Below are 22,108 nucleotides of genomic sequence, written 5' to 3'. Positions count from 1 at the left end.
CAGGAGTCAGACAAACCATGATTGCTAATGTTCAATAAGTTCAAACTTAATTATTCACTATACATAAGACATAACACCTAAATAAGAAGCTTATAAAAAAGCGCAAGGACAAAGGATATGCCAAACTCTCTAAATATCGCAAAAGAGCGGATCAGCCAGATAAGCGATATTGCCACCAGTTATGTACAAGCGGACAAATCATTATTTGACCACTTTATTCATAGCTACTATCAGCCATTACATCAAGAGACTGCAAAGAACATCAGTAATGCTGATTTGGCTGGGATGGCGCTGCATCATTTTACGCTATTAAAAGCCTATGATCGTAGCCATCCGCAGCTTGCCATATTAAACCCCATTGCAGAAGAGCAGCATTTTCACAGCTCACATACCGTTATCCAAATCGTTGCTTATGACCGACCATTTTTGGTCGACACGCTATTGATGAGTCTTGAAGAGCAAGGCATCGATGTGCATCGTACTTATCATATCATCGTCAATGTCGAACGCGATGACAATGGCGCGATCACTAAAGTTGAAAGCGCTCAAGAAAGTGGCACCTCACACATGTCTTTGATTCATTGTGAAATCTCTTATCAAGACAATGATAAATTGGCGGCATTAAAACAGATGCTGCTGGCAAAAGTAGACACACTTGATGTCGTCGTTGATGACTGGCAGCAGATACGTGCCAAGCTAACCGATATAAAAGCGGAGCTTGCGACAAAAACATTACCGGCGGTATTTTACTCTCAACAAGAGATTCAAGCATTTTTAGATTGGGTCTTAGACGATCATTTTATCTTTTTGGGATATCGAGAGTACCGCTTAGAAGACGGGCACAGAATCGAAGTTAATAGTGTTGGCAATACAGCCAACTCAGACAACCGTAGTGATTTGGATTTATTTTCTATTGGTAATAGTGGGCTTGGGCTATTACGTGGCGGTAGTGAAGACCAGCTTTCAAAAAGCTTTGACGAGTTGCCAAGCAATCTAAAAAGACTGCTAACAGCGCCGCAAGTATTGGTATTGTCAAAATCAAGCCGAGTATCGCCAGTACACCGCCCAGTGTATATGGATTTTTTGGGCATTCATAAGTTTGATGATAATGGCAAGCTCATCGGTGAGCATCGTTTTATTGGTCTTTTTACAGCGCAAGCTTATCAACTAAGCGTGCAACAAATTCCTTTATTACGCGAAAAATCTAATAAAATCATGGCGATGGCAAAACTACCACGTGATGGTCATGCGTATCATAAAATGATGCATATCATTAATACCTTGCCGCGCGATGACTTGTTTCAAGCCAGCATTGAAGATCTTTATCCAACAGTACTAGGAATTAGCCAACTACAGGACAAAAAAAGCCTACGCTTATTTTGCCGTATCGATCATTACCAGCGTTTTGTTTCCTGCTTGGTCTATATTCCGCGTGATAAATTCAATACCGAACTTCGCATTAAGGTACAGAACGTCCTAAAAGAGGCCTATGGTGGTACATCTTCAGGCTTTACAACAGAGTTTAACGAATCTGAACATGCTCGCGTCCATGTGCATGTCCGTACAGTGCCAGGTCAAGTGCATGAGGTGGATACCGCTGCGCTCCAAGCAAAGCTGTCCTTTTTGATGCAGTCGTGGAGTGATAACTATCAAAAAATGCTGCTGGATAATGTCGGTGAGCAGCATGCCAATGCCTTGACACGCAGATTTTTAAGTTATATCCCTGCCGCTTACCAAGAGCGATTCGATGCACGTACTGCCGTTGAAGATACCAAGCGTTTGGCTGTACTCAACGATGAGCAGCCGATGATTTGGCACTTATATCAATCGACAGGTGACGCAAGCAATCAGTTGCATTTAAAGCTATATGGTCGTCAAAAAGCAGTTATCTTGTCCAAAGTCTTACCTGTACTAGAGAACTTTGGGGTATCAGTTATTTCAGCGCAGACCTATGAGTTTGATTTACCTGAGCAACCTATCTGGATGCAGGAGTATGAGCTGGTCTTAGAGCACGTTGATACCATTGATATGCAAGTGGTGCGTGCACAGTTTGAAGACAGCTTAAAGCAAATTTGGGCAGGACAGGTTGAGAGTGATGCACTTAACGAGCTGGTATTAACCACCAAATTAGATACTTATGATGTGGTGGTACTGCGCGCCTTGTCACGCTATATGATGCAAGCGAAAGCACCGTTCTCGAACGTCTATATTCAACAAACTATGGTCAAAAACAGTGACATCAGTGTCGCATTAGGCCGTTTATTTGATGCACGAATGAATCCTAGCTATAGTGAGGAGGAACGTGCCAGCAAAACCAGTCAGATTCGAGCACAGATTACCACCGCATTAGCCGGTGTCAGTAGCTTGGATGAAGACCGTATCTTCCGCTGGTACTTGGATTTAATTAACGCCATGGTCCGGACCAACTTTTATCAAAGAGAGGCGGATGGATCGCGTAAAGATCGTTTGTCCTTTAAGTTTTTGGCAGCAGATATTCCTAACCTGCCAAAACCTAAACCAATGTTTGAGATCTTTGTCTATTCGCCACGCGTTGAAGCAGTGCATTTACGTGGCGGTAAAGTCGCTCGCGGCGGTCTGCGTTGGTCTGATCGTATGGAAGATTTCCGTACTGAAGTACTTGGTCTGGTTAAAGCACAAATGGTCAAAAACGCCGTTATCGTACCGGTTGGCTCAAAAGGCGGCTTTATCGTTAAAACCAAAACGATGGCGGATGGTCGTGATGTGTTCCAAGCTGAGGGTATTGCCTGCTATCAGACATTCCTTCGCGGTATGCTTGATGTGACCGACAATATCGTCGATGGTGCGATTGTCCCGCCAGCCAATACCGTACGTCATGATGAAGATGACCCGTATTTGGTGGTCGCTGCCGATAAAGGTACGGCAACCTTTTCTGATATCGCCAATGCTTTGTCTTCTGAATATAACTTTTGGCTAGATGATGCCTTTGCTTCTGGTGGCTCGGTTGGTTATGACCACAAAGCGATGGGTATCACCGCCCGCGGTGGTTGGGAGTCAGTCAAGCGCCACTTCCGTATGCGCGGCATGGACATTCAAAATCGCGATGATTTTACCGTCGTGGCGATTGGCGACATGAGTGGTGACGTCTTTGGTAACGGTATGCTCAGATCAACCCATACCAAACTGGTTGCTGCCTTTAACCATCTGCATATTTTTATTGACCCAAATCCAGATACAGCGGCGTCTTTTGCAGAACGCGAGCGTTTATTTAACTTACCTCGCTCGTCGTGGGAGGATTATAACCAGTCTCTCATTAGCCAAGGCGGTGGTATCTTCTCACGTCAAGACAAGACCATTGCTATCAGCCCTGAGATGAAAGCGGTTTTTGACATATCAGATGATAGCTTGGCACCCAATGACTTTATCAGCGCATTGCTAAAATCGCCAGTAGATCTCATTTGGAATGGTGGTATTGGTACTTATGTGAAAAGTAGGGAGGAGAGTCATGCTGATGTAGGTGATCGTGCCAATGATGCCGTACGTGTCAACGGTGGCGAATTACGTGCGGCTATCGTCGGTGAAGGGGGTAACCTAGGCCTCACGCAGCGAGGTCGTATCGAGTATGCCCAAACTGGCGGACGCATTTATACTGATGCCATCGATAACTCAGGCGGCGTCAACTGCTCAGATCATGAAGTCAATATCAAAATCTTACTTGGCAAAGTGGTTGAGCAAGGTGATATGACGTTGAAGCAGCGTAATGAGCTTCTTGAAAGCATGACCGAGACCATTAGCGAATTGGTGCTGCGTCAAAATTATCTGCAACCGCAAGCCATTGAGCTGAGTCAAATCCAGGCGGCTGCAAACTTAAGCGATCATCAGCGCTTTATACAGATGTTAGAAGCTGAGGGGCGTCTGGACCGGGCGATTGAGTATTTGCCATCAGATGAAGAGATTGCTAAACGCCAAAAATCTGGCACAGGTCTGACCAATCCTGAGCTAGCAGTTGTAATGGCTTACGGAAAAATTTGGGTTTATGACAACTTACTGCTCTCGGATTTACCGGATGCGCCGTATTTCGTTAATGAATTACGCAAATATTTCCCCGATGAGTTGTCATCGCGCTTCTTTGATGAGATGACTGAGCACCGTTTACACCGTGAAATCATTAGTACGTATATGACCAATAGTGTGGTCAACCGTCTGGGTATCGAAGCATTATTCCGTCTGCATGAAGAAACAGGACAAACGCTTGCCACTATCGTGCGTGGCTATGCCATTGCGCGTGATGTGTTCCATGTCTCAAAAGCATGGGAGCTGCTTGAAGCACTCGATAACCAAGTCGATGCTACCTTGCTGCTTAAGCTTGAGCTGCGTCTGCGCGATGCACTCGAAAGCGGCGTAGTCTGGTTTATCAATGCCTTTGGACAAGATTTGCAAGTGGCCGATATGATTAACCGTTTTGAAGACAGTGTCGAAAAGCTAACCAAATCAGGCGGATTTATTGAGCAGCAGTTCTCCCAATACTTGCAAGCCGATACCACAAGCTTGATAGAAGATGGTCTTTCTATCAATGATGCATTGATGTTTGCGATGTTGCCATACCATGTTGATGCTCTTGATGCGGCACTCTTAGCAGAGCAGTACGAACGTCCAGTTGATGAGATTGCCACTTTATACTTTGAGGCCTATCACGTTTTGCAGCTTGATTGGATGATTGATAATATTGCTATCTTGCCGCAGCAAGACCACTGGGATCGCCGTGCCCGTCATGCGCTTGCCAATGACGTATCGCGCAGCTTACGTATGCTGATGGAGACGTTATTGACTCAACCTGATGCCATTCAAGCCTTCAGTGATTGGAAATCGCGTCATGCCAGCCAGCTTGCCGGCGTTACTGCTGAGATGGACAAACTTGATAGCAATAATGATAGCCAAATCAGTCTCTCAACGTTATCCGTCTTGATGAGTGAGTTAAGTGGTTTAGTGACCAAATAATTCATCAAGCAGTTAAGAGATATAAAAAACCACTCTTAAATTAAGGGTGGTTTTTTATTGGCTGACGATTACCTAATCTAATTCAAGCAAGGAATTTAGCAACACCATCTCTCGTTGCTTTTCTACCCATACATTATAACCGTCATCATGATAACTTTTAAACTGCGGTTTAAGTATGACATCGCCTTTATCATTGATAATCCCATACTTGCCATCCTGCTTAAAAGTATAAAGTTGATGATATAAAAGCTTTCTGATTGGTGACTCTGAAGCAAGAATTACTTTACCATTAGCATCAATAATGTCAGCACTAACAATATACTCTTGGATATCTTCACTCATAGCAGTAATTATGCCAGCATCAACTCCATCAGATAAGCTGCTACGCAAAAACAGTAGCAGGCTGACATTATTATTGAAAGATTCGATATGCTGATTGGCTAAAAAAGGAATGATGATATTGTTACTTTGGTCAATAAGCGCGGTCTTATTTTGCAAACTTACCTGTAAGTATAAAGGCTGACCAGTACAAGGATTTAGCGGATTGATGACCTCATACTGCGGCATAATTGCCCAATAACCTCTATCGTCCAGCAGTCCTGTCAGACTTTTATTGTTGGTCGCTAAATTTTCCGTTACTAAAAAATAATCTTGGTCGTAATCTGCATCATAATGAGTATGCTGAATACGCACATCTGCCAATGGATGAATCCAGTCGCCATAACGATTGATAATGCCTTGTTTGGTGTTAGCGGCAGATGACCCAACACTGACGATAAAACTGGTGGAAATATCAGGCTCAGTCTGAATGTCGTCATACTTAAAAGCCACAATTATCTTACCAGCTGCGTTTACAACACCATATTTATTATTTTTCTGAGCTAACACATACTTATCCATCAATATATAAGCATTGTTAAGATTGTCTATGACGACGTTACCATCTAAATCTGTTAGCTGCTGCCTACCATTAGCTTGTTCAACAAGCTTGCCCGTAAATGATGGGTTGTTTTTGATACGCTCAAAATAGCTACTGGGTAAAAAGCCTGCACAGTTAATAGTTGCATAGCTTGGAGTAATAGCACCACCAAATAAAACAAATAACAATGCTAATCTGGCAGGATTGAGCGTTTTTTTTAGACTGTGTTGTCTCACACAAAGGCGTTTTTTTTGATTGATCATAGCGATATTCTTATCCTTTATTACTCATACGTCGTCATCAACCACTTTAACTTATCATGCTTTATCATTCACAACCCGTCGACATCCTTGACCACTGATTTGACTAAAGCCGCCAGAGATTTTTTCAACCTTGATTTGGGTCAAAATGCGATCTTTTAACGCCTGCACGTGGGAGATAATACCAATCAGCTTTCCTTCTTGTTGCAAGCCAGTCAAGGTATCTAGAGCAATATCAAGAGACTCTTCATCAAGCGTGCCAAACCCTTCATCCAAAAATAGCGAATCCACACGGATATTGTGACTGGCCATCTGTGACAATCCAAGAGCGAGCGCCAGACTGATGATAAAGCCTTCACCGCCAGATAAATTCTTAGTGCTGCGAATATCGCCGCCTTGATAGTCATCAATGACATTCAGCTCAAGCGGATTTTTGTCATCGTGTATGAGCAAGTAGCGATTACTCATCTTTTGTAATTGACTATTGGCATGGCTAATCATCACTTCAAAGGTTAAGCCTTGAGCAAAGGTACGATATTTCTTACCATCGGCTGAACCAATTAAAGTATGCAGCTGCTGCCAAACCTGTAACTTCTCTTTTTGAGTATTAATGGCTATAAGCTGCGTTGCTTGTTGACCTTTTTGGTTCTCATTGTCTTTGAGCTTTTGAACAATAGCGCCAATTTGCTGGCTGAGCTGATCAATCTCCATCTGAATGTGCTGATGCTGAGCGGCAATCGTTTCTTGGCTGATATCCGTCATAGCAAGAGACAGGTTCTGCTCTAATGATTGTTGGGTGCTATCTAATTGTGACTTTGCCTGCTGCAAGGCGCTATCAATCGTAAGTTTACGGAGATGTAGCGCCTCACGCTCTTCTTTAGGCAAGCGCGCATGGATAAAAGCATCTTCATCCACAAATTGCGCCGCTGTTAGATGCTCCATAAATACAGCTTGCTGCGTATTTAGCGCTGTCGTAGCAGACTGCAATTCTGCCAATAGCTGTCGTTGTCTGCTTTGCAATTGCGCTAATACTTGCTGCGTGCTGTCTAGCTGTCTTTGAGCATTTGCTTGTTTGGCTTTTGCGTCATCGACTGTGCGGCGCAGTAGAGTGTCTTCTGACTCTGGGTTTTTGTCTGCAAAAACCTCTAACCTTTCTTTCTTTAGCTGCTCAAGTTCAGTGTTTTTGTCCATTATCAAGTGTTCAAGGTTTTTTAAAGCGCTTTCATCCGTGCAGAGCTGAGCTTGCTTAGTGTCAATTTGAGCGTTCACAGCACTCAAGGTATTGGTTAGCTGTTGCTGGCTGTTTTTTTGCTCGTTAAAGTACTTTTTTAGCTGACTTAGCATGCTGCGCTGTTGACGTAATCTATCAATATGATGCTCATAATCCTTGCTATCTAGTATGGTTTGCTCATCAATACTAGCATCCAATTGCTTAAGTGCGCTTTGAATGTCTGCTTTTTTAAAATCAATAGTCAAATGTTCTGCATAGTTATCCGCTGGATACTTATCGGCCAAAGAGAAAATGCTGCTCGTAAGAGGAATTAATGCCGAAAAGTTGGTGGCTATCTTATCCTGAGTGGTGTCTATTTTCTGCGAGTGTAGCTTGATATCCATTGTCAGGTTATTGATCTTGCTCATCAGTGCCTGATGCTGCTTTTCATCACTTTCTATAGCAATACTTAGCGTTGATATGCTTTGTGTCAAGTCATCATATTGAATCAATACAGCTTTAAGAGACTGTTTTTGCTCGAGCAGCTTTTGTTTGACGCTGTCTACTAAAGATAAAGGGCGTTCAATATCAATATCAGGTTTATTTATATCTTTACTCAATTGATAAAGCGGCTGGACACTCCCTGCAATCGCTTTTGAATGATTTTTATTGACGTTAAAAAGTGAGAGCAAGCTTGCTTGAATGTCTTTGCCCAATATCTCGCATTGCTGCTGTAACGGGGCTAATTGCTGCTGTTGGTGGTTAATGGCTTCGTTCTTAGTAGCATGGTCAATATGATATTTGGATAACGTTTGCTCTAGACTCTCAATGAGTATCTCAAGCTCAGATAATTGCTGCTGGGTCTGCTGCGTCAGCGACAACGCTTGTTTATTGTCAATCTGACTGTCTAATAGGGGATGATGCTTACCATAAGGGTGCTCATGCGCACCGCACAGCGGGCAAGGCATACCGTCTTTGAGCTCTACGATATAATCTTCAAGCCTTGCGACTTTTTGTAGTAGATGAAGGTGCGTTTGCTTATCTTGCTTTTTAAGTTTAGTATTTTGAATGTCTGCGCGATGAGTGGCAATTAAGTCGTCTAAGACCGTCAGCTCTTGATTCAATATCGGTAAGTCGAGATTGATTTTCTTGATTTGATTGGTCAGCTCAGACCGCTGTGTAATCTTAAGTTTGATTTGCTCAATTTGTGTGATAACTTGATCGATTTGCTCTTGCTCACCGCGCATAATAGCAAGTGACTGGTTTTGAGTGATGACTGCTTGCTGCTGCTGCAGCTTTAGCAGTTGCTCGCGCCGCTGCGCTACCAATGAGATATCAGTATCTTGCTGTTTGGATAACATCTCAAAATCAGCTTGTAGCTGGCGGGCATGGTTATACTGGCTCATTCTAGCGGCTGAAAGCTCAGAGTTCTCTGCTAGTAGCGCCCTTAATCGCTGACAGCTACTATCAAAGATTGTCATATCAGTATCAAGGTCGATCAGCTCTGGGTGGTCGCTAAAGTACTGGTCGATATTATTTAGCTGAGTTTTGGTGCTATCGGCGGTTTGCTGATGACTTTGTATTGCTTGGCGTAATATCTGTGCATTGCCTGCCAATAGTTCTTTGTGCTGGTTGTATTCCCCTAAGGATTGAGACTGCTGCCTTAGACTGCTGTCTAATTCGCGTACCTGTGCGATGACAGGCAAATTTATTTGAAGGTTGTCTGAGGCTTGCTTTTCTAGCGTATTGGCATTGTCTAAATGGCGAGCAGCTTGCGTCAGCGCTTCTTGCTGGGCAGGGATTTGACTCAGCAAACTCTGTTGTTCAACATCTAGCTTCTGAACCGTATCACGGCTATAGCTAAGCGCACGAAACTGGCTATCAATCTCTAATGCCTTGTTGGCAATATCTAGACGCTTGGCTTCTGGAATAAAACCTTGCTGCGCTTGCTGGGCAGTTGCAAACTCACTCTGATAAATAGACAGGTTGCTCTGTAGCTGTTGTATGTTATTGAGCCATTGCAGCTGCTCACTTAATGTCTTAAAGGTTTGTCGCTGTGTGCTTTGCTGCTGATTTAGCACTTTTAGCTCGGCGGCTAGCAGGTTTTCGTCTTCAACACTTAGTAAAGACAAGCCATCAACGCCTGCCTGCAACTTACTGAGCACCTCTTCTTCCAAGCGTTTTTTCTCATGAACGTTGAGTGAGATTTTGGCATAGATGGCTGTACCGGTTATTTTCTCCAAAATCGCCGCTCTATCACCAATATCGGATTTTAAAAATGCAGCAAAACTGCCTTGTGCCAGCATGATGGAGCGGGTAAATTGGCTAAAATCCATGCCAATGAGCGCTTGAATATAAGCTGAGGTTTTGGATTTTTTCTCTTCTAAAATCTTGCCAGACTTGACCTCGCTAATCTCGTGCTTAATCGGTAATAAGTTACCTTTGGCTTTTTTGTGGGCACGATGTTGATACCATGAACACTGATATCGCTTGGCGTCAATCTCAATGATGACTTCTGCGGAACACTCTCCTGTACCTTGAGTCATAATCTCATTTGTAGAGCCAGTAATGTCACCGAGTCGTGGCGTTTGGCTGTAGAGCGCCAAGCAAATAGCATCCAAAATAGTGGTCTTGCCAGCGCCCGTTTGCCCGGTAATGGCAAAGATACCTTCGTTCAAAAAAGCGGCGTCACTAAAATCAATGTGCCATTCGCCTTTTAAGGAGTTGAGGTTTTTAAGTCTTAGTTCAATTAGGCGCATGGCAGGTCTTATTTTTATAGATATCAATGAGAATTTGCGGTTAGTGGTATCAGGTTTATAAGTTTTAGCGATTATTCAGCTTGAGTATCTGCATGATGCAGGTCATAAACGATCTGACCATAAGCCTCTCGCAATGTTAGTCTTTGTTCATTGGGGATGTTATGAGTGGCTAAACAACGCTCAAATACTTCTTGCTCATTTAAATCCTGCAATGTCTCAGAGATTTGTTGTTGATGAAGTACTTTGTTATAAGTGCGGGTATTTTTTATTTTTAACACCTCACAGGGTAAGCCCTCTACCATGGATTGAATACTTTCACGCAATTCGCTAACCACCTCATCACCAGTGTAGATAATCTCTAACCAGACCGATTCTGTATCAGACAGAGCCTCAATAACCTTATCAACTTTTTGATTAATAGTTTCCAAATCACCCGATACTTGTGCCAATTTTTGGAACTTTGGAATAGGGAGTGAGGTGATTTGCATCTGACGTGAAGTGTCATGATGCAGTGGCGTGGCGATTAAAGTAGAATGAGTGCTTGGAAGAATCTTTGTTGGTTTAGAGATTTCTTCAATACTCATTTCACTACGCTGATCGCTTTCTATAGGCTCTACATCAGCAAACAGGTCATCCATAAAACTTGCCGCCTGATTGACTGCTTTTTTAGCGGTTTTTTCTATGGTCTTATCAGTGTTAATAAGGGTGTTATTCAGCTGATGAGGGCTGCTCTCAGAAGCATTTTCCAGTGTTAACTCTTTCTTTTTTAGCACCGTGCCAAACTGTATGAGCAATACTTGCTTTTGCTGGCGCGCCTCACCGAAGCCCATTGCAATGGGTGAGCCTGAATATCGAATGGTTTCACGCCCACCGACACGCTGCGGTACATGTAAATGCCCAAGCGCCACATAATCAAAGCAGTCATCGAACATATCAGCGGAGACTTTACCAAGCGAGCCAACATATAGCTCACGAACACCATCATCCTCGGTAGTACTGCCGCCGGCAGCAAACAGATGCCCTGTGGCAATGATAGGGATATGTCGTTTGTGTGCTTTAGCTAATTCAGCTTGTTTGGTTTTGGCAATATCTGCGACTTCATCATAGTGTGCGCAGATACCTTTGATAACATTGGCGTCTTTGCTTTGAGCTGACTCGCCAGCCTGACTGCCACGTACATCACGATCACGCAGATAAGGCACGGCGGCGATAATACAATGTGGTGTACCGTCTACATCATCTAACACCATCACTTCATCGTTTAAGTCTTCACAAGCGGTACCAACGACATGGACATTTAAAAACTTCAGTACATTACTTGGGGCATCCAAAAATGTCGGTGAATCATGGTTGCCTGCGACGATGACGACATGCTGACAGGATGATGTTGAAACCTTGCCTAAAAATTCATAATACAGCGCTTGGGCTTTATTACTTGGCGTCATAGTATCGAAGATATCACCAGCGACGATCAATACGTCCACGTGCTGCGAGCTAATAGTGTCTTGTAGCCAATTTAAAAACGCGGCAAATTCATCATAGCGCAGTCGCCCATAAAGCCTGCGTCCTAAATGCCAGTCAGAGGTGTGCAGGATAGTAAGAGGAGTAACAGCAGATAAAGGCATAATGAGGCTTAGTGGTGAATAAAAAGACAGCCATTATTCTAGCAAGGATTGGAGAATTTTGCTCTGTTGCAATCAGAAAAAAGCCCTACCAGTAAATTGGCAGGGCTTTAAATTAAAAAAGTTTTTTAGGGAGTTTTTTAACCAATCACTAACTGCTCAAGACCACCATCTTCTGTTGCCAGATTAGCAATCATAGATAGCGCATGCGCTTGTTGGTTAGGATTTGGTGTTGGTGTTGTAGCAGTACCGCCGCGTAACCAGTTATTGTCAGTTTCTGATATGTTTTCATTATGCTGCTGATTGTGTAAGTTATACCAAGCCAAATCATGATGTAAGCTTACGACATCACCCATGATGAGTAGAGCAGGTGTGGGCAGCTGGTTCTTTTCTTGTAATTCAACGATGCTGGCAAGCGTACCCGTTAATACTTGCTGATTGGGCATACTGGCGTTAGAGACGATGGCAATCGGGGTATCCGCACTACGCCCGGCATCAATCAAACCTTGAGTCAAGCGCGGTAGCGAATGCAGACCCATATAGAATACGACTGTTTCATCAGTATTCAAAAAACTTTTGAAGTTATTATTAGGCGAGCCTGCCTTTAAAAAACCTGTCACAAAACGCACTGACTGCGAATGATCACGATGGGTAAGCGGAATTCCTGCATAGCTGGCAGCGGCATTGGCAGCAGTGATGCCGGGTACGACTTGATAAGGAACGCCATGTGCGCGCAGACTTTCAATCTCTTCACCGCCACGCCCAAAGATAAATGGGTCACCGCCTTTTAGACGTACCACACGCCGACCTTCTTTGGCGCTATTGACCAACAGCTCATTGATGCCCAATTGTGCTACGGCATGATTACTGCGTTTTTTGCCGACAAAGACTTTATCAGCATCGCGGCGACACAAATCCAATACTTGCGGTGATACCAGTGCATCATAATAGACGATATCCGCTTGCTGCATCAGACGCAGCGCTTTAAAGGTTAAGAGTTCTGGGTCACCAGGACCGGCACCAACGATGTAGACTTCGCCCATCATGTTTTGGGCTTCTGTTGATTCATCCGTGGCGTCTTTTGTAGTGATACCTGCCGCTGTGTTATCCAAATCAGCTTGCAGCTGGGCGATAGCTTCATTTTCATTACCGGAAAACATCAATTGACTGACTTTACCTTCAAATGCCCGCTCCCAAAACTGCCGACGCCCAGTCAATGACGGTATTTTGGCTTTAACGTCACCTCGAAACTCGCCAGCAAGCTTGGCCAGTTTGCCATAACCTTGAGGAATCAAGGTTTCAAGGCGTGCGCGTAGTAAACGTGCCAACACTGGTGCTTTACCATTTGATGAGATGCCAATCACAATAGGATTACGATCGACAATCGCAGGGAAGATAAAATCGCACAAATGCGGCGTATCGACGACGTTTACAGGGATGTTTAATGCAGTTGCATCGGCGTGGATTTGATGGTTGAGCGTCTCCTCATCAGTGGCGGCGATAATAACGCGCGAGTCTGTCATATAGGTTTTATTATAATTCTCATAAATCAGCCTGTGCTTGCTATCACTTAGCAAGGCTTGTATCTCGTGGCTAATGCTTGGCGCAAGGACAGTGATACATGCGCCAGCACGGCTGAGCAAATCCGCTTTGCGTAATGCCACATCACCGCCGCCAACAATCAGTACTTTACGATCTTCTAATTTAAAAAATAGGGGAAAGGTATTCATAGTATGACCAGTCATTCAATTGAATATATAGCACTATTATGAGTTATCAGCTGCGCAGGCTCACCTAGTGAATTGGCATTAGCATAGTCATTTTTGAGATATTAAAAGTAATTTTTTCTGAGAAAGAGAATAGCAGTATAAAGTCATGATACTAAAAAATCCCGCTTAACTCGGTATAAACCGGTTAAACGGGATTTTTTAGTATTGCAGTTTATTGAATCACAATTCTGTATTTAGTGATTACAACTGCGTATGCAAACCACATTCGCGATGCTCTTCTACTTTAGTTGGATCAAAGTAATCAAATTCATTTGGCAAGTTGTGCTCTTCAAGATAAACATCCAAATCAGCGTCTGTTTTTTCAAACAGTGGTGCTACTTTTAAGACACCATCTTTTGACAAGCTTAGGACATCAAGACCCTGACGGAATTCGGTTTGATCTTTACGAATAGCATTGAACCAAACATCAGGCTTTAACTCATCTAAAGCGCGGCGGAAAGGCTCAAGTTTTACCTGATCGGTGAACTCATCATGTAGTGCGTTATCAATACCAGGGATACCTTCCATCGTCACGTTACGATGGGCAGCGGTTTGCTTAGGAATATAGGTGATCACGTTTAAGTTCAAATCACGGATAACTTTATTAGCAAAACGATAAGTGGCGTCAGTGTTATAGCCAGAATCTACCCACAAAACAGTGATATCAGGGCGCAGCGACGCGACCAAATGCAATATCGCTGACTCGTAAGGGCGGAAGTTAGTCGTGATGATTGGGTTCTTGGCTTGGCTTAATGCCCATTCTACGATTTGTTCTGGCGTTTGACCTTGCAAGTCTTGGTTGGCTTGATCGATATCTAGATTTGGGTGTAATTGGCTCATGGTAGATTCCTTGATGAAAGTTCATGTAAAAATGATTAGAGTGAAAAGCAACTAATATAAGTGCTTATGATTTATTCTAAAACTAAGTGCCTGCAAACATCGGCAATGCACTAGCATCGCGTCCATCGTAGCTGCTGGCAAGCGCTTTAAATGCTTGACTGATATCGGAGATAGAGTGCATGTCATGCTCACTGAGCACAAAGCTATCGACACCCGCGCGCAGCAGATAGGCAATTTGATCACGGCCAAACTTGCCTGCCATGCGAATCTCCCCTTGATAGCCGATTTGACGTAGCGTTTGGGCATAACTAAAGCCGCGACCATCAGTAAAGGCGGGGACATGAATGACGATCAAATCTTGCTGTAATAAAAACTCAGGCAAGCCAGCCAATACATCGGCATCGCTATCAGATGTCACCCAAACGCCGACTCGGCTGGCATGTTGGCTAACCAGTTCACGTACTTGTTGTATTAGCCCGCCAGCTATTTTTCCTTCATTATCGAGCAAATCAGCAAACGGCAAAACAATCTCAAGCTTTTCTTGTTTTTGCAGCAGCTCAAGTAATGATACATGTGTCAGGGCAATACCATCGGGCAGCTCATTGGTGCTCAGTGCCAACCATGTGTCGTCTTGACTGATATCGATACCTTCACTATTTAGAACATGATGATTACCCATAAACCTTCTCCTTAAATGGGGCGATACCAACACGATCGACCAAATCACCAAAGCGTTCTACGTCGTTATCATTGCTTACGCGCTGCTCTAAATAGACGTCTAATATTTTTTGTAGGGTAACGGCTACATCAGTCGCTGGCACCGCTTTACCCAATATCTTACCGATTTTTGCATCGTTACTGGAGTTGCCACCAAGGCTGATTTGATACCAATGCTCACCCTTTTTATCGACACCAAGGATACCGATATCACCCGTATGGTGATGCGCACAGGCGTTCATGCAGCCTGACATATTCAGGCGAATCTCACCCAAGTCATAAAGATAATCGAGATCATCAAACTGTTTTTCGATTTGCTCAGCGATATTGTGGGTGGTGGCGTTGGCCAGTGAACAATAGTCCCAACCTGGGCAGACGATCATGTCTGTCAGCGTATTGACATTCGGACGCGCCAGATGCAGATCAGACAATTGCTGCCATAACTCATATAACTGCTTGGTTTGCACATCAGCAAAGACCAAATTCTGCTGATAAGTACCGCGCAGCTCCCCAAAACTGTATTTATCAGCCAGATCGGCTAAGGCATCCATTTGCGATTCGCTAACATCACCTGAAGGCACGTAGCGACCTTCCACTAAGCCTGCTTTTAAGGAAATCACCACCGCACGATAGCCGGCGATTTTATGCGCCACTGTATTTTGGTGGTACCAATTGGCAAAGTCTTTATCCGCATTCAGTTGCTGTTGCAATTCAGACTGCGTTTGTAGCGCATCAAAGGCCACATAATCAGGTTCAGTAAAGAAACTGCTGGCAGTCGCAAAATTTGCATCGGTTAAGGTAAGCGGGCCATCTTTGGTATGCGCTTGCCATTCGGCATCGACCAATTTGGCAAAGGCTGGGCCGCCCATGCTCTCAACCAATATCTTAATACGAGCTTTATACTTATTATCGCGGCGACCGTGTAGATTATAGACGCGTAAAATAGCATCCAAATAGCTTAGCAAATGCTGGCGCGGCAAAAACTCATTGATGACCTTACCAATGACTGGTGTACGCCCAAGTCCACCACCCACCAACACCTCAAAACCAAGCTCGCCTTCGTCATTGGTTTTTAGATGTAGGCCGACATCATGGACTTGAGTCGCGGCGCGGTCATTGGCAGTGCCAACGACGGCAATCTTAAATTTACGTGGCAAAAAAGCAAATTCAGGATGAAAGGTTGACCACTGGCGAATAATCTCGCAATAGGGGCGCGGATCAGCAATTTCTTCTTGATGAATCCCTGCATAAGGATCAGTCGTGGTATTACGAATACAGTTGCCCGACGTCTGAATCGCATGCATCTGTACTGTCGCCAGTTCTGCCAAAATATCTGGCACTTCTTCAAGCTTTGGCCAGTTTAGTTGGATATTGGTACGAGTGGTAAAGTGCCCGTAGCCTTTGTCATATTTGCGGGTAATTTCTGCCAATTTGCGCAATTGGTAACTGGCCAGCAGTCCATAAGGAATGGCAATACGCAACATCGGCGCATAACGCTGGATATAAAGACCGTTCTGCAAGCGCAGCGGTAAAAACTGTTCTTCTGGCAACTCACCTGCCAAAAACCGTTCAGTTTGGTCGCGAAACTGGGCAACCCGTTCCTCTACCAAGGTTTGGTCAGCGTAGTTATATTGATACATGACGTAATCTCAATTTTGTTTTTTAGCTTAAAGGCAGCATTGATATTGATTTGCGTGTGTAATAGGTTTTATTGCCAATCGCATTATGAATAATTCAGCTTACCATGATATAAGCTTGGCTCTATAAACATAAATTCCTTTAAGACATATCTATATCCAAACACAGCATAAATTTTCATAACGAAAATTAGGTAGCCTATGCTCATCGAATTCAATACCTGATGTTAATGAGCAGTTTTTAATCATTTAATAAATAGCTTTAACTTAACGTACTGCTATTATCCCTTTATTCGCCCAATTGCTTCTCTACTACCTTTATCTACCGTTACTCATCTTTCTCTCATCTTAAGGCTGTAAAATTACTATGACATCTATTATCCATAATCAAACACCCTCAAAGCTTGTTCCTCCGCACGGTAATGCTGAGCTTAAGCCGTTACTATTGAATGGTGAGGCTCGCAACCAAGCACTACAACTTGCCAGCACTTTACCAACTATTACGCTCAGCTCACGTGAGCGCGGTGATTTAATTATGTTTGGTATTGGCGGTTTTACGCCGTTAAATGGTTTTATGAATCAAGCCAATTGGCAGGGCGTGGTTGATAATATGCGCTTGCAAAGTGGCGACAATGCAGGCTTGTTTTGGCCGATTCCTATTACTTTATCCGCACCGAAAGCGACAGCAGACAGCCTAAATCAAGGTGATAAAGTTGCTTTGGTGGCACAAGATGGCGAGATTATGGGTATTCTAACGGTGGAAGAAACCTATACCATTGATAAAGAGCATGAGTGCCAACAAGTATTTACCACCACAGATCCTGAGCATCCTGGTGTCCAACAAGTACTAGAGCAAGGTGAAGTCAACATTGCAGGTAGCGTTGAAGTCCTAAGCGAAGGTGAGTTTCCAACCTTATATCCTGAGATTTATAAAACACCAGCTGAAACCCGCGCAATTTTGGATAATAAAGGCTGGCAAACGGTCGCGGCTTTCCAAACCCGCAATCCTATGCACCGCTCGCACGAATATTTGGCCAAGATTGCGATCGAGATTTGTGATGGCGTACTGATACATTCATTATTGGGTGCGTTAAAGCCGGGCGATATCCCAGCAGATGTGCGTCAAGAAGCCATTAAAACTTTGATTGACAATTACTTTAGAGCTGACACCGTTATTCAAGCTGGTTATCCATTAGATATGCGTTATGCTGGTCCGCGTGAAGCATTATTACATGCCGTATTCCGCCAAAACTACGGCTGTAGCCATCTGATCGTTGGTCGTGACCATGCCGGTGTTGGCGATTATTATGGCGCATTTGATGCGCAAACCATCTTTGATCACGTCGGTAAAGATGATTTGATCACCCAACCATTAAAGATTGGCTGGACGTTCTGGTGTAATGCTTGTAACGCTATGGCCTCTGATAAAACCTGCCCACATGACGCATCTGAACATGTCAAAGTATCAGGGACAAAGCTGCGCAAAGCGCTGTCAGAAGATGAAGACGTGCCAGAGAACTTTAGCCGACCAGAGGTGTTAGAGATACTGCGTGCTTATTATGCTGGTATCGCTCGCGAGGAACGCGCTGAAGTCAAACTAACGGGCGCTTCTGCTGTATAAAAATTTATATTAAATGTGAACTATTAACAATAAAAAAAGGGTCAGAGAATAAGTCTGACCCTTTTTTATTATTTGAATGTTTTGAACATCTCGTGGTCAGCTGAGCTCTAAATCACTGGCCAACTTTTGATAGTCACCAACCAATGTGCCACCGCCAGAGCAAAAGTAATTAAGCGCGTATTTATCTTGGCTATCAATAGTCAATTTATCATCTTTAAATTGAAAAAAAGTCGTACTTTCATTGACCTTGCTCTGAAAAATAATGCCGTGTGCATCATCTTGACCCATCAATGTTGCCTTGCCATCGAAATGGCAGGTCGGTTGTTTGATATCGCTACGCGCACGTACCTTAATGTCAATCTGATTATCACCATCCGCTTTGATTATCACGCCTACCCAGTCATCGCCTTGCGTACGCTTAGCATAACCCTCAGAAGCATAGTCACCAACGATGACTTGTACAGCAGGTGAGAGTGTCGCTGCAGGTTGTGTGACGCTGTGATTATCCACATTGGCTTTTATCGTGTTATTACAGCCACTCAAAGTAAGCAGCGCTGCACTCGTTAAAGATAGAGCAGCAAAAAAACGCGAGTAACAAGAGAAAGAAGTAATCATTAAGTTGCCTTGGGTAAGTGAGTAAGTGATAAAAATGGATGTTTTTGATTGAATTAAACAGTTTTTTGCAGCGCTTACAATGCCAGCGAGAATACAGCTTACAAAAATATTCGTCTACTGATCAAGCAATACGGCAACTTACGCAAAAGTGACGGCTTATCTCTATATCGCAAAAACAGCTGTTGAAAATATCTACTACAGAATAACTCGCAATAGTGCTACTAATAATCGTGCTTATGCCAAGTTCACCACTCGATAAGCGTATTCGTCACTAAGCGTTTGTTATCTATGCTGCTAGCATATCTCTCATCAATAAAAAAACCAATGTATCTCCCAAAATTTTTACCATCACTGCCTTTGTTATCCTTATTTATAGAATCAATAAAATAATAGGGTCCACAAGTGGTAGCATGACATTATCGAGAGCGACTATGCAAACGACCAATACCGTTAAGAGCAACCTTTTGCGTTATATTTCAGCGACTGACAACCAAACCATTAAAGTCATCCAAAATAAATCATCACGCACCTTGATGATGGGCAGCGTACTGAGTATGGCGGTATTGATGACAGCCTGTAGTCCCACTGAAACCACTCAAAGTGAGAGCCAAGCGGACACGAAAAAGTCAGCTGATGCTGCGCAAGATATAGAGCTATTAAACGTCTCCTATGATGTCTCACGCGATTTTTATAAAGACTACAATACCTTATTTGCTAAAGGCTATCAAAAAGAGCATCCCAATAGCAAAGTAAATATCAATCAATCACATGGTGGCTCAAGCAAACAAGCACTGTCGGTTGCCAATGGTTTACAAGCGGATGTAGTGACCTTTAACCAAGAAAGCGATATGAATCTGCTGGTCGAAAAAGGCTTGGTTGCCACTGATTGGCAGCAAGCGCTACCAAACGGCGCGGTCCCTTATACCAGTACCATAGTGCTGTTGGTACGCAGCGGCAATCCAAAGGGCATTAAAGATTGGCAAGATTTGGTACGTAGTGACATTGATGTCGTGATACCGAACCCAAAAACCAGTGGTACCGCGCGTTATGCATTTTTGGGTGCCTATGGTTATGGTCTCCATCATTTTAAAGAAAAGAGTGACGCTTCTATCAACACCGATGCTTTTATCAAGAAGCTACTAGCAAACGTCGTCACTTATGACAATGGCGCACGTGCAGCAACGACCAGCTTTACCCAGCGCGGTTTAGGGGATGTACTCATCACGACTGAAAACGAAGCGCATCTGGTCGCCAAGCAATTTGCCAAAGGACAAGTCGATATCGTCTATCCAAGTTATTCAGTGTTGATCGCCAATCCTGTCGCGGTAGTGACTGCGGTAACTGACAAAGCAGGCAAAACAGAAGCGGCAAATACCTATCTTAAAGGTTTATGGGACACGCCAGCACAGGAGCTGATGGCACAGATGTATATGCGCCCTAGTAATGAGCAAGTGCTGGCTGCCCATAAAGACACTTTACTTGATATTGAGACGTTTGAGCCGGTGAATGTCTTTGGTCCTTGGACGCAGATTATGGAGACGTTTTTTGTTGATGGCGGGCGTTTTGATAAGCTGGCCGTCGTGCAGTAAAGACAACCAAAAAAGTTCATCAAGTTGTTCGGTTATAAGCCATTTAATTCAGACATTCATGCTTAGATGAAAGGCTGAATTAGATGGCTAAATTATTAGCGGATAGCCAATGATTATTAAAAATATTCAGATTATGCATTACTGATAATTTTAAGTTATTGATATTATTGTATTTCTAATTTCTTTATTCCGTTTTGGCAATAACATACACATATTCATCATTAAACATAATAAGATCACGCTGTTAGCATACTTACATTACTTATCAGACATTTTTTGAGGCAGCCATGACATCGTATACCGCAGGTTATAAAAATAAGGCGCTTAGCGCCCTAAGTATCGCCGGTGTGGCGCTCACTTTAGGTGTTGCAGGCTGTAGCAACAACGAAAAAACTGACCCAGCTGCCAATGCAGAGGGCACGCCTGCCGCGACAGAAGGGCAGGATATCGAAATATTGAACGTCTCCTACGATGTCGCCCGTGATTTTTATAAAGACTACAATCCATTATTTGTTGATCATTACAAAAGCGAACACCCAAACAGCAATATTCTTATCAAGCAGTCGCATGGCGGTTCGAGTAAACAAGCCCTGTCGGTTGCTAATGGTCTACAAGCCGATGTTGCAACCATGAACCAAGGCTCTGATATTGAGCTGCTTGAGAAAAAAGGCTTGGTTGAGTCAGATTGGGAAAGCAAATTCCCAGACAATGCTGTACCTTTTACCAGCACCATCGTCTTCTTGGTACGTAAAGACAATCCAAAAGGCATCAATGATTGGGCAGATTTGACCAAAGAGGGTGTTGAGATTGTCATGGCAAACCCAAAAGTGACGGGTAACGGTCGCTATGCCTTCTTAGGTGCTTATGGTTATGGCTTACATGCGTTTAATAAAGATGAAGCCCAAGCAGAAAACTATGTCAAAGACATGCTAAAAAACGTCAAAGTCTATGAGGGTGGCGGGCGCGCGGCGACGACGACATTTGTACAACGTGGTATCGGTGATGTCTTGGTGACCTTTGAAAATGAAGCCAACCTTGCCGCAAAAGACTTTGGTGTCGGTCAAGTCGATATCGTTTATCCAAAATACTCAATCAAATCTGAAAGCCCAGTTGCGGTTGTGAAAACAGTGACTGATAAAAAAGGCACCACAGATGCTGCAAAAGCCTATCTTGATTTCTTATGGAGCGATGCTGCTCAGCAATTGGCAGCTGACTTATATCTGCGCCCAAGCGTGAAGAGCGTGCTTGATAAAAACAGTGATAAATTACCACCTATCGAAACTTTCCGTCCGAATGATGCATTTGGTACATGGGATGAGATCATGAGCACGCATTTCAGCGATGGTGGTTTGTTTGATAAGTTAGCGGTTAATGCGCCTCAGTAACACCATTAATGTTGTCAGTAACCGAAGATAAAAGCCGTTACTTATTCAAGAATTTATTTGAGTACAGCGACTGCATTATCTGACTATTAATCAGTAACGCATGACATCATGAAATTATGTCAATCTCATAAAGGACATGGCCGTCAACGCTATGTCCTTTATACCATGAGCATAGTCATCATACCTTT

Annotated in this window: 12 protein-coding genes; 4 read left to right on the top strand and 8 right to left on the bottom strand. The window is 43.5% G+C overall.

Annotation, left to right across the window (positions count from 1 at the left end):
• The first annotated feature begins 117 nt into the window (after window positions 1–117).
• Window positions 118–4,977, top strand: a complete 4,860-nt coding sequence (locus AC0J5Y_RS06825; protein WP_475129995.1) for an NAD-glutamate dehydrogenase — start codon at window positions 118–120, stop codon at window positions 4,975–4,977.
• A 72-nt stretch (window positions 4,978–5,049) separates the two neighbouring features.
• Here the strand turns inward: AC0J5Y_RS06825 and AC0J5Y_RS06820 are convergent, their stop codons facing one another.
• The 7 genes from AC0J5Y_RS06820 to AC0J5Y_RS06790 form a co-directional block, all read right to left on the bottom strand.
• Window positions 5,050–6,159 (bottom strand): WG repeat-containing protein, encoded by a 1,110-nt coding sequence (locus AC0J5Y_RS06820; RefSeq protein WP_475129994.1) that lies wholly within the window; start codon window positions 6,157–6,159, stop codon window positions 5,050–5,052.
• Window positions 6,160–6,213: 54 nt separating this feature from the next.
• A complete protein-coding gene (locus AC0J5Y_RS06815) occupies window positions 6,214–10,125 on the bottom strand; it encodes an AAA family ATPase (protein ID WP_475129993.1) in 3,912 nt (1,303 codons plus the stop codon).
• A 71-nt stretch (window positions 10,126–10,196) separates the two neighbouring features.
• Window positions 10,197–11,750, bottom strand: coding sequence for an exonuclease SbcCD subunit D C-terminal domain-containing protein (locus AC0J5Y_RS06810; RefSeq protein ID WP_475129992.1), 1,554 nt, complete (start codon window positions 11,748–11,750; stop codon window positions 10,197–10,199).
• A gap of 137 nt (window positions 11,751–11,887) precedes the next feature.
• Entirely contained in the window at window positions 11,888–13,477 is a 1,590-nt protein-coding gene (gene cysG / locus AC0J5Y_RS06805; protein ID WP_475129991.1) for a siroheme synthase CysG, read from the bottom strand.
• A 240-nt stretch (window positions 13,478–13,717) separates the two neighbouring features.
• A complete protein-coding gene (locus AC0J5Y_RS06800; RefSeq protein WP_475129990.1) occupies window positions 13,718–14,356 on the bottom strand; it encodes a phosphoadenosine phosphosulfate reductase domain-containing protein in 639 nt (212 codons plus the stop codon).
• Between the two features lie 82 nt (window positions 14,357–14,438).
• Window positions 14,439–15,035, bottom strand: a complete 597-nt coding sequence (locus AC0J5Y_RS06795) for a DUF934 domain-containing protein (RefSeq protein WP_475129989.1) — start codon at window positions 15,033–15,035, stop codon at window positions 14,439–14,441.
• On the bottom strand, window positions 15,028–16,713 hold the full coding sequence (locus AC0J5Y_RS06790; RefSeq protein WP_475129988.1) for a nitrite/sulfite reductase: 1,686 nt from the start codon (window positions 16,711–16,713) through the stop codon (window positions 15,028–15,030). The genes AC0J5Y_RS06795 and AC0J5Y_RS06790 overlap by 8 nt, the downstream gene beginning before the upstream one ends.
• A 364-nt stretch (window positions 16,714–17,077) precedes the next feature.
• Here AC0J5Y_RS06790 and sat point away from each other — a divergent pair, with 364 nt between their 5' ends.
• The gene (gene sat / locus AC0J5Y_RS06785) at window positions 17,078–18,331 is read left to right on the top strand and encodes a sulfate adenylyltransferase (RefSeq protein WP_475129987.1); all 1,254 of its coding nucleotides are present in this window, start codon (window positions 17,078–17,080) and stop codon (window positions 18,329–18,331) included.
• Between the two features lie 96 nt (window positions 18,332–18,427).
• Here sat and AC0J5Y_RS06780 read toward each other — a convergent pair whose 3' ends face one another.
• Entirely contained in the window at window positions 18,428–18,946 is a 519-nt protein-coding gene (locus AC0J5Y_RS06780) for a hypothetical protein (RefSeq protein WP_475129986.1), read from the bottom strand.
• 410 nt (window positions 18,947–19,356) lie between these two features.
• Here AC0J5Y_RS06780 and AC0J5Y_RS06775 point away from each other — a divergent pair, with 410 nt between their 5' ends.
• Together AC0J5Y_RS06775 and AC0J5Y_RS06770 are read left to right on the top strand one after the other, a co-directional pair.
• On the top strand, window positions 19,357–20,535 hold the full coding sequence (locus tag AC0J5Y_RS06775; protein WP_475129985.1) for a sulfate ABC transporter substrate-binding protein: 1,179 nt from the start codon (window positions 19,357–19,359) through the stop codon (window positions 20,533–20,535).
• Window positions 20,536–20,822: 287 nt separating this feature from the next.
• Window positions 20,823–21,920, top strand: a complete 1,098-nt coding sequence (locus AC0J5Y_RS06770) for a sulfate ABC transporter substrate-binding protein (protein WP_475129984.1) — start codon at window positions 20,823–20,825, stop codon at window positions 21,918–21,920.
• The last annotated feature ends 188 nt before the right edge of the window (window positions 21,921–22,108 follow it).

This window comes from Psychrobacter sp. TS_SC_6 (genome assembly GCF_056156305.1).
This window is presented reverse-complemented; position numbering and strand designations above follow the sequence as displayed.

Excerpts from the sequence above, each read along its gene's own strand:
- AC0J5Y_RS06800 (WP_475129990.1), bottom strand. The coding sequence starts at position 14,356 with ATGAGCCAATTACACCCAAATCTAGATATCGATCAAGCCAACCAAGAC.
- AC0J5Y_RS06815 (WP_475129993.1), bottom strand. The coding sequence starts at position 10,125 with ATGCGCCTAATTGAACTAAGACTTAAAAACCTCAACTCCTTAAAAGGC.
- sat (WP_475129987.1), top strand. The coding sequence starts at position 17,078 with ATGACATCTATTATCCATAATCAAACACCCTCAAAGCTTGTTCCTCCG.
- AC0J5Y_RS06775 (WP_475129985.1), top strand. The coding sequence starts at position 19,357 with ATGACATTATCGAGAGCGACTATGCAAACGACCAATACCGTTAAGAGC.
- cysG (WP_475129991.1), bottom strand. The coding sequence starts at position 13,477 with ATGAATACCTTTCCCCTATTTTTTAAATTAGAAGATCGTAAAGTACTG.
- AC0J5Y_RS06825 (WP_475129995.1), top strand. The coding sequence starts at position 118 with ATGCCAAACTCTCTAAATATCGCAAAAGAGCGGATCAGCCAGATAAGC.
- AC0J5Y_RS06770 (WP_475129984.1), top strand. The coding sequence starts at position 20,823 with ATGACATCGTATACCGCAGGTTATAAAAATAAGGCGCTTAGCGCCCTA.
- AC0J5Y_RS06810 (WP_475129992.1), bottom strand. The coding sequence starts at position 11,750 with ATGCCTTTATCTGCTGTTACTCCTCTTACTATCCTGCACACCTCTGAC.
- AC0J5Y_RS06820 (WP_475129994.1), bottom strand. The coding sequence starts at position 6,159 with ATGATCAATCAAAAAAAACGCCTTTGTGTGAGACAACACAGTCTAAAA.
- AC0J5Y_RS06780 (WP_475129986.1), bottom strand. The coding sequence starts at position 18,946 with ATGATTACTTCTTTCTCTTGTTACTCGCGTTTTTTTGCTGCTCTATCT.
- AC0J5Y_RS06790 (WP_475129988.1), bottom strand. The coding sequence starts at position 16,713 with ATGTATCAATATAACTACGCTGACCAAACCTTGGTAGAGGAACGGGTT.
- AC0J5Y_RS06795 (WP_475129989.1), bottom strand. The coding sequence starts at position 15,035 with ATGGGTAATCATCATGTTCTAAATAGTGAAGGTATCGATATCAGTCAA.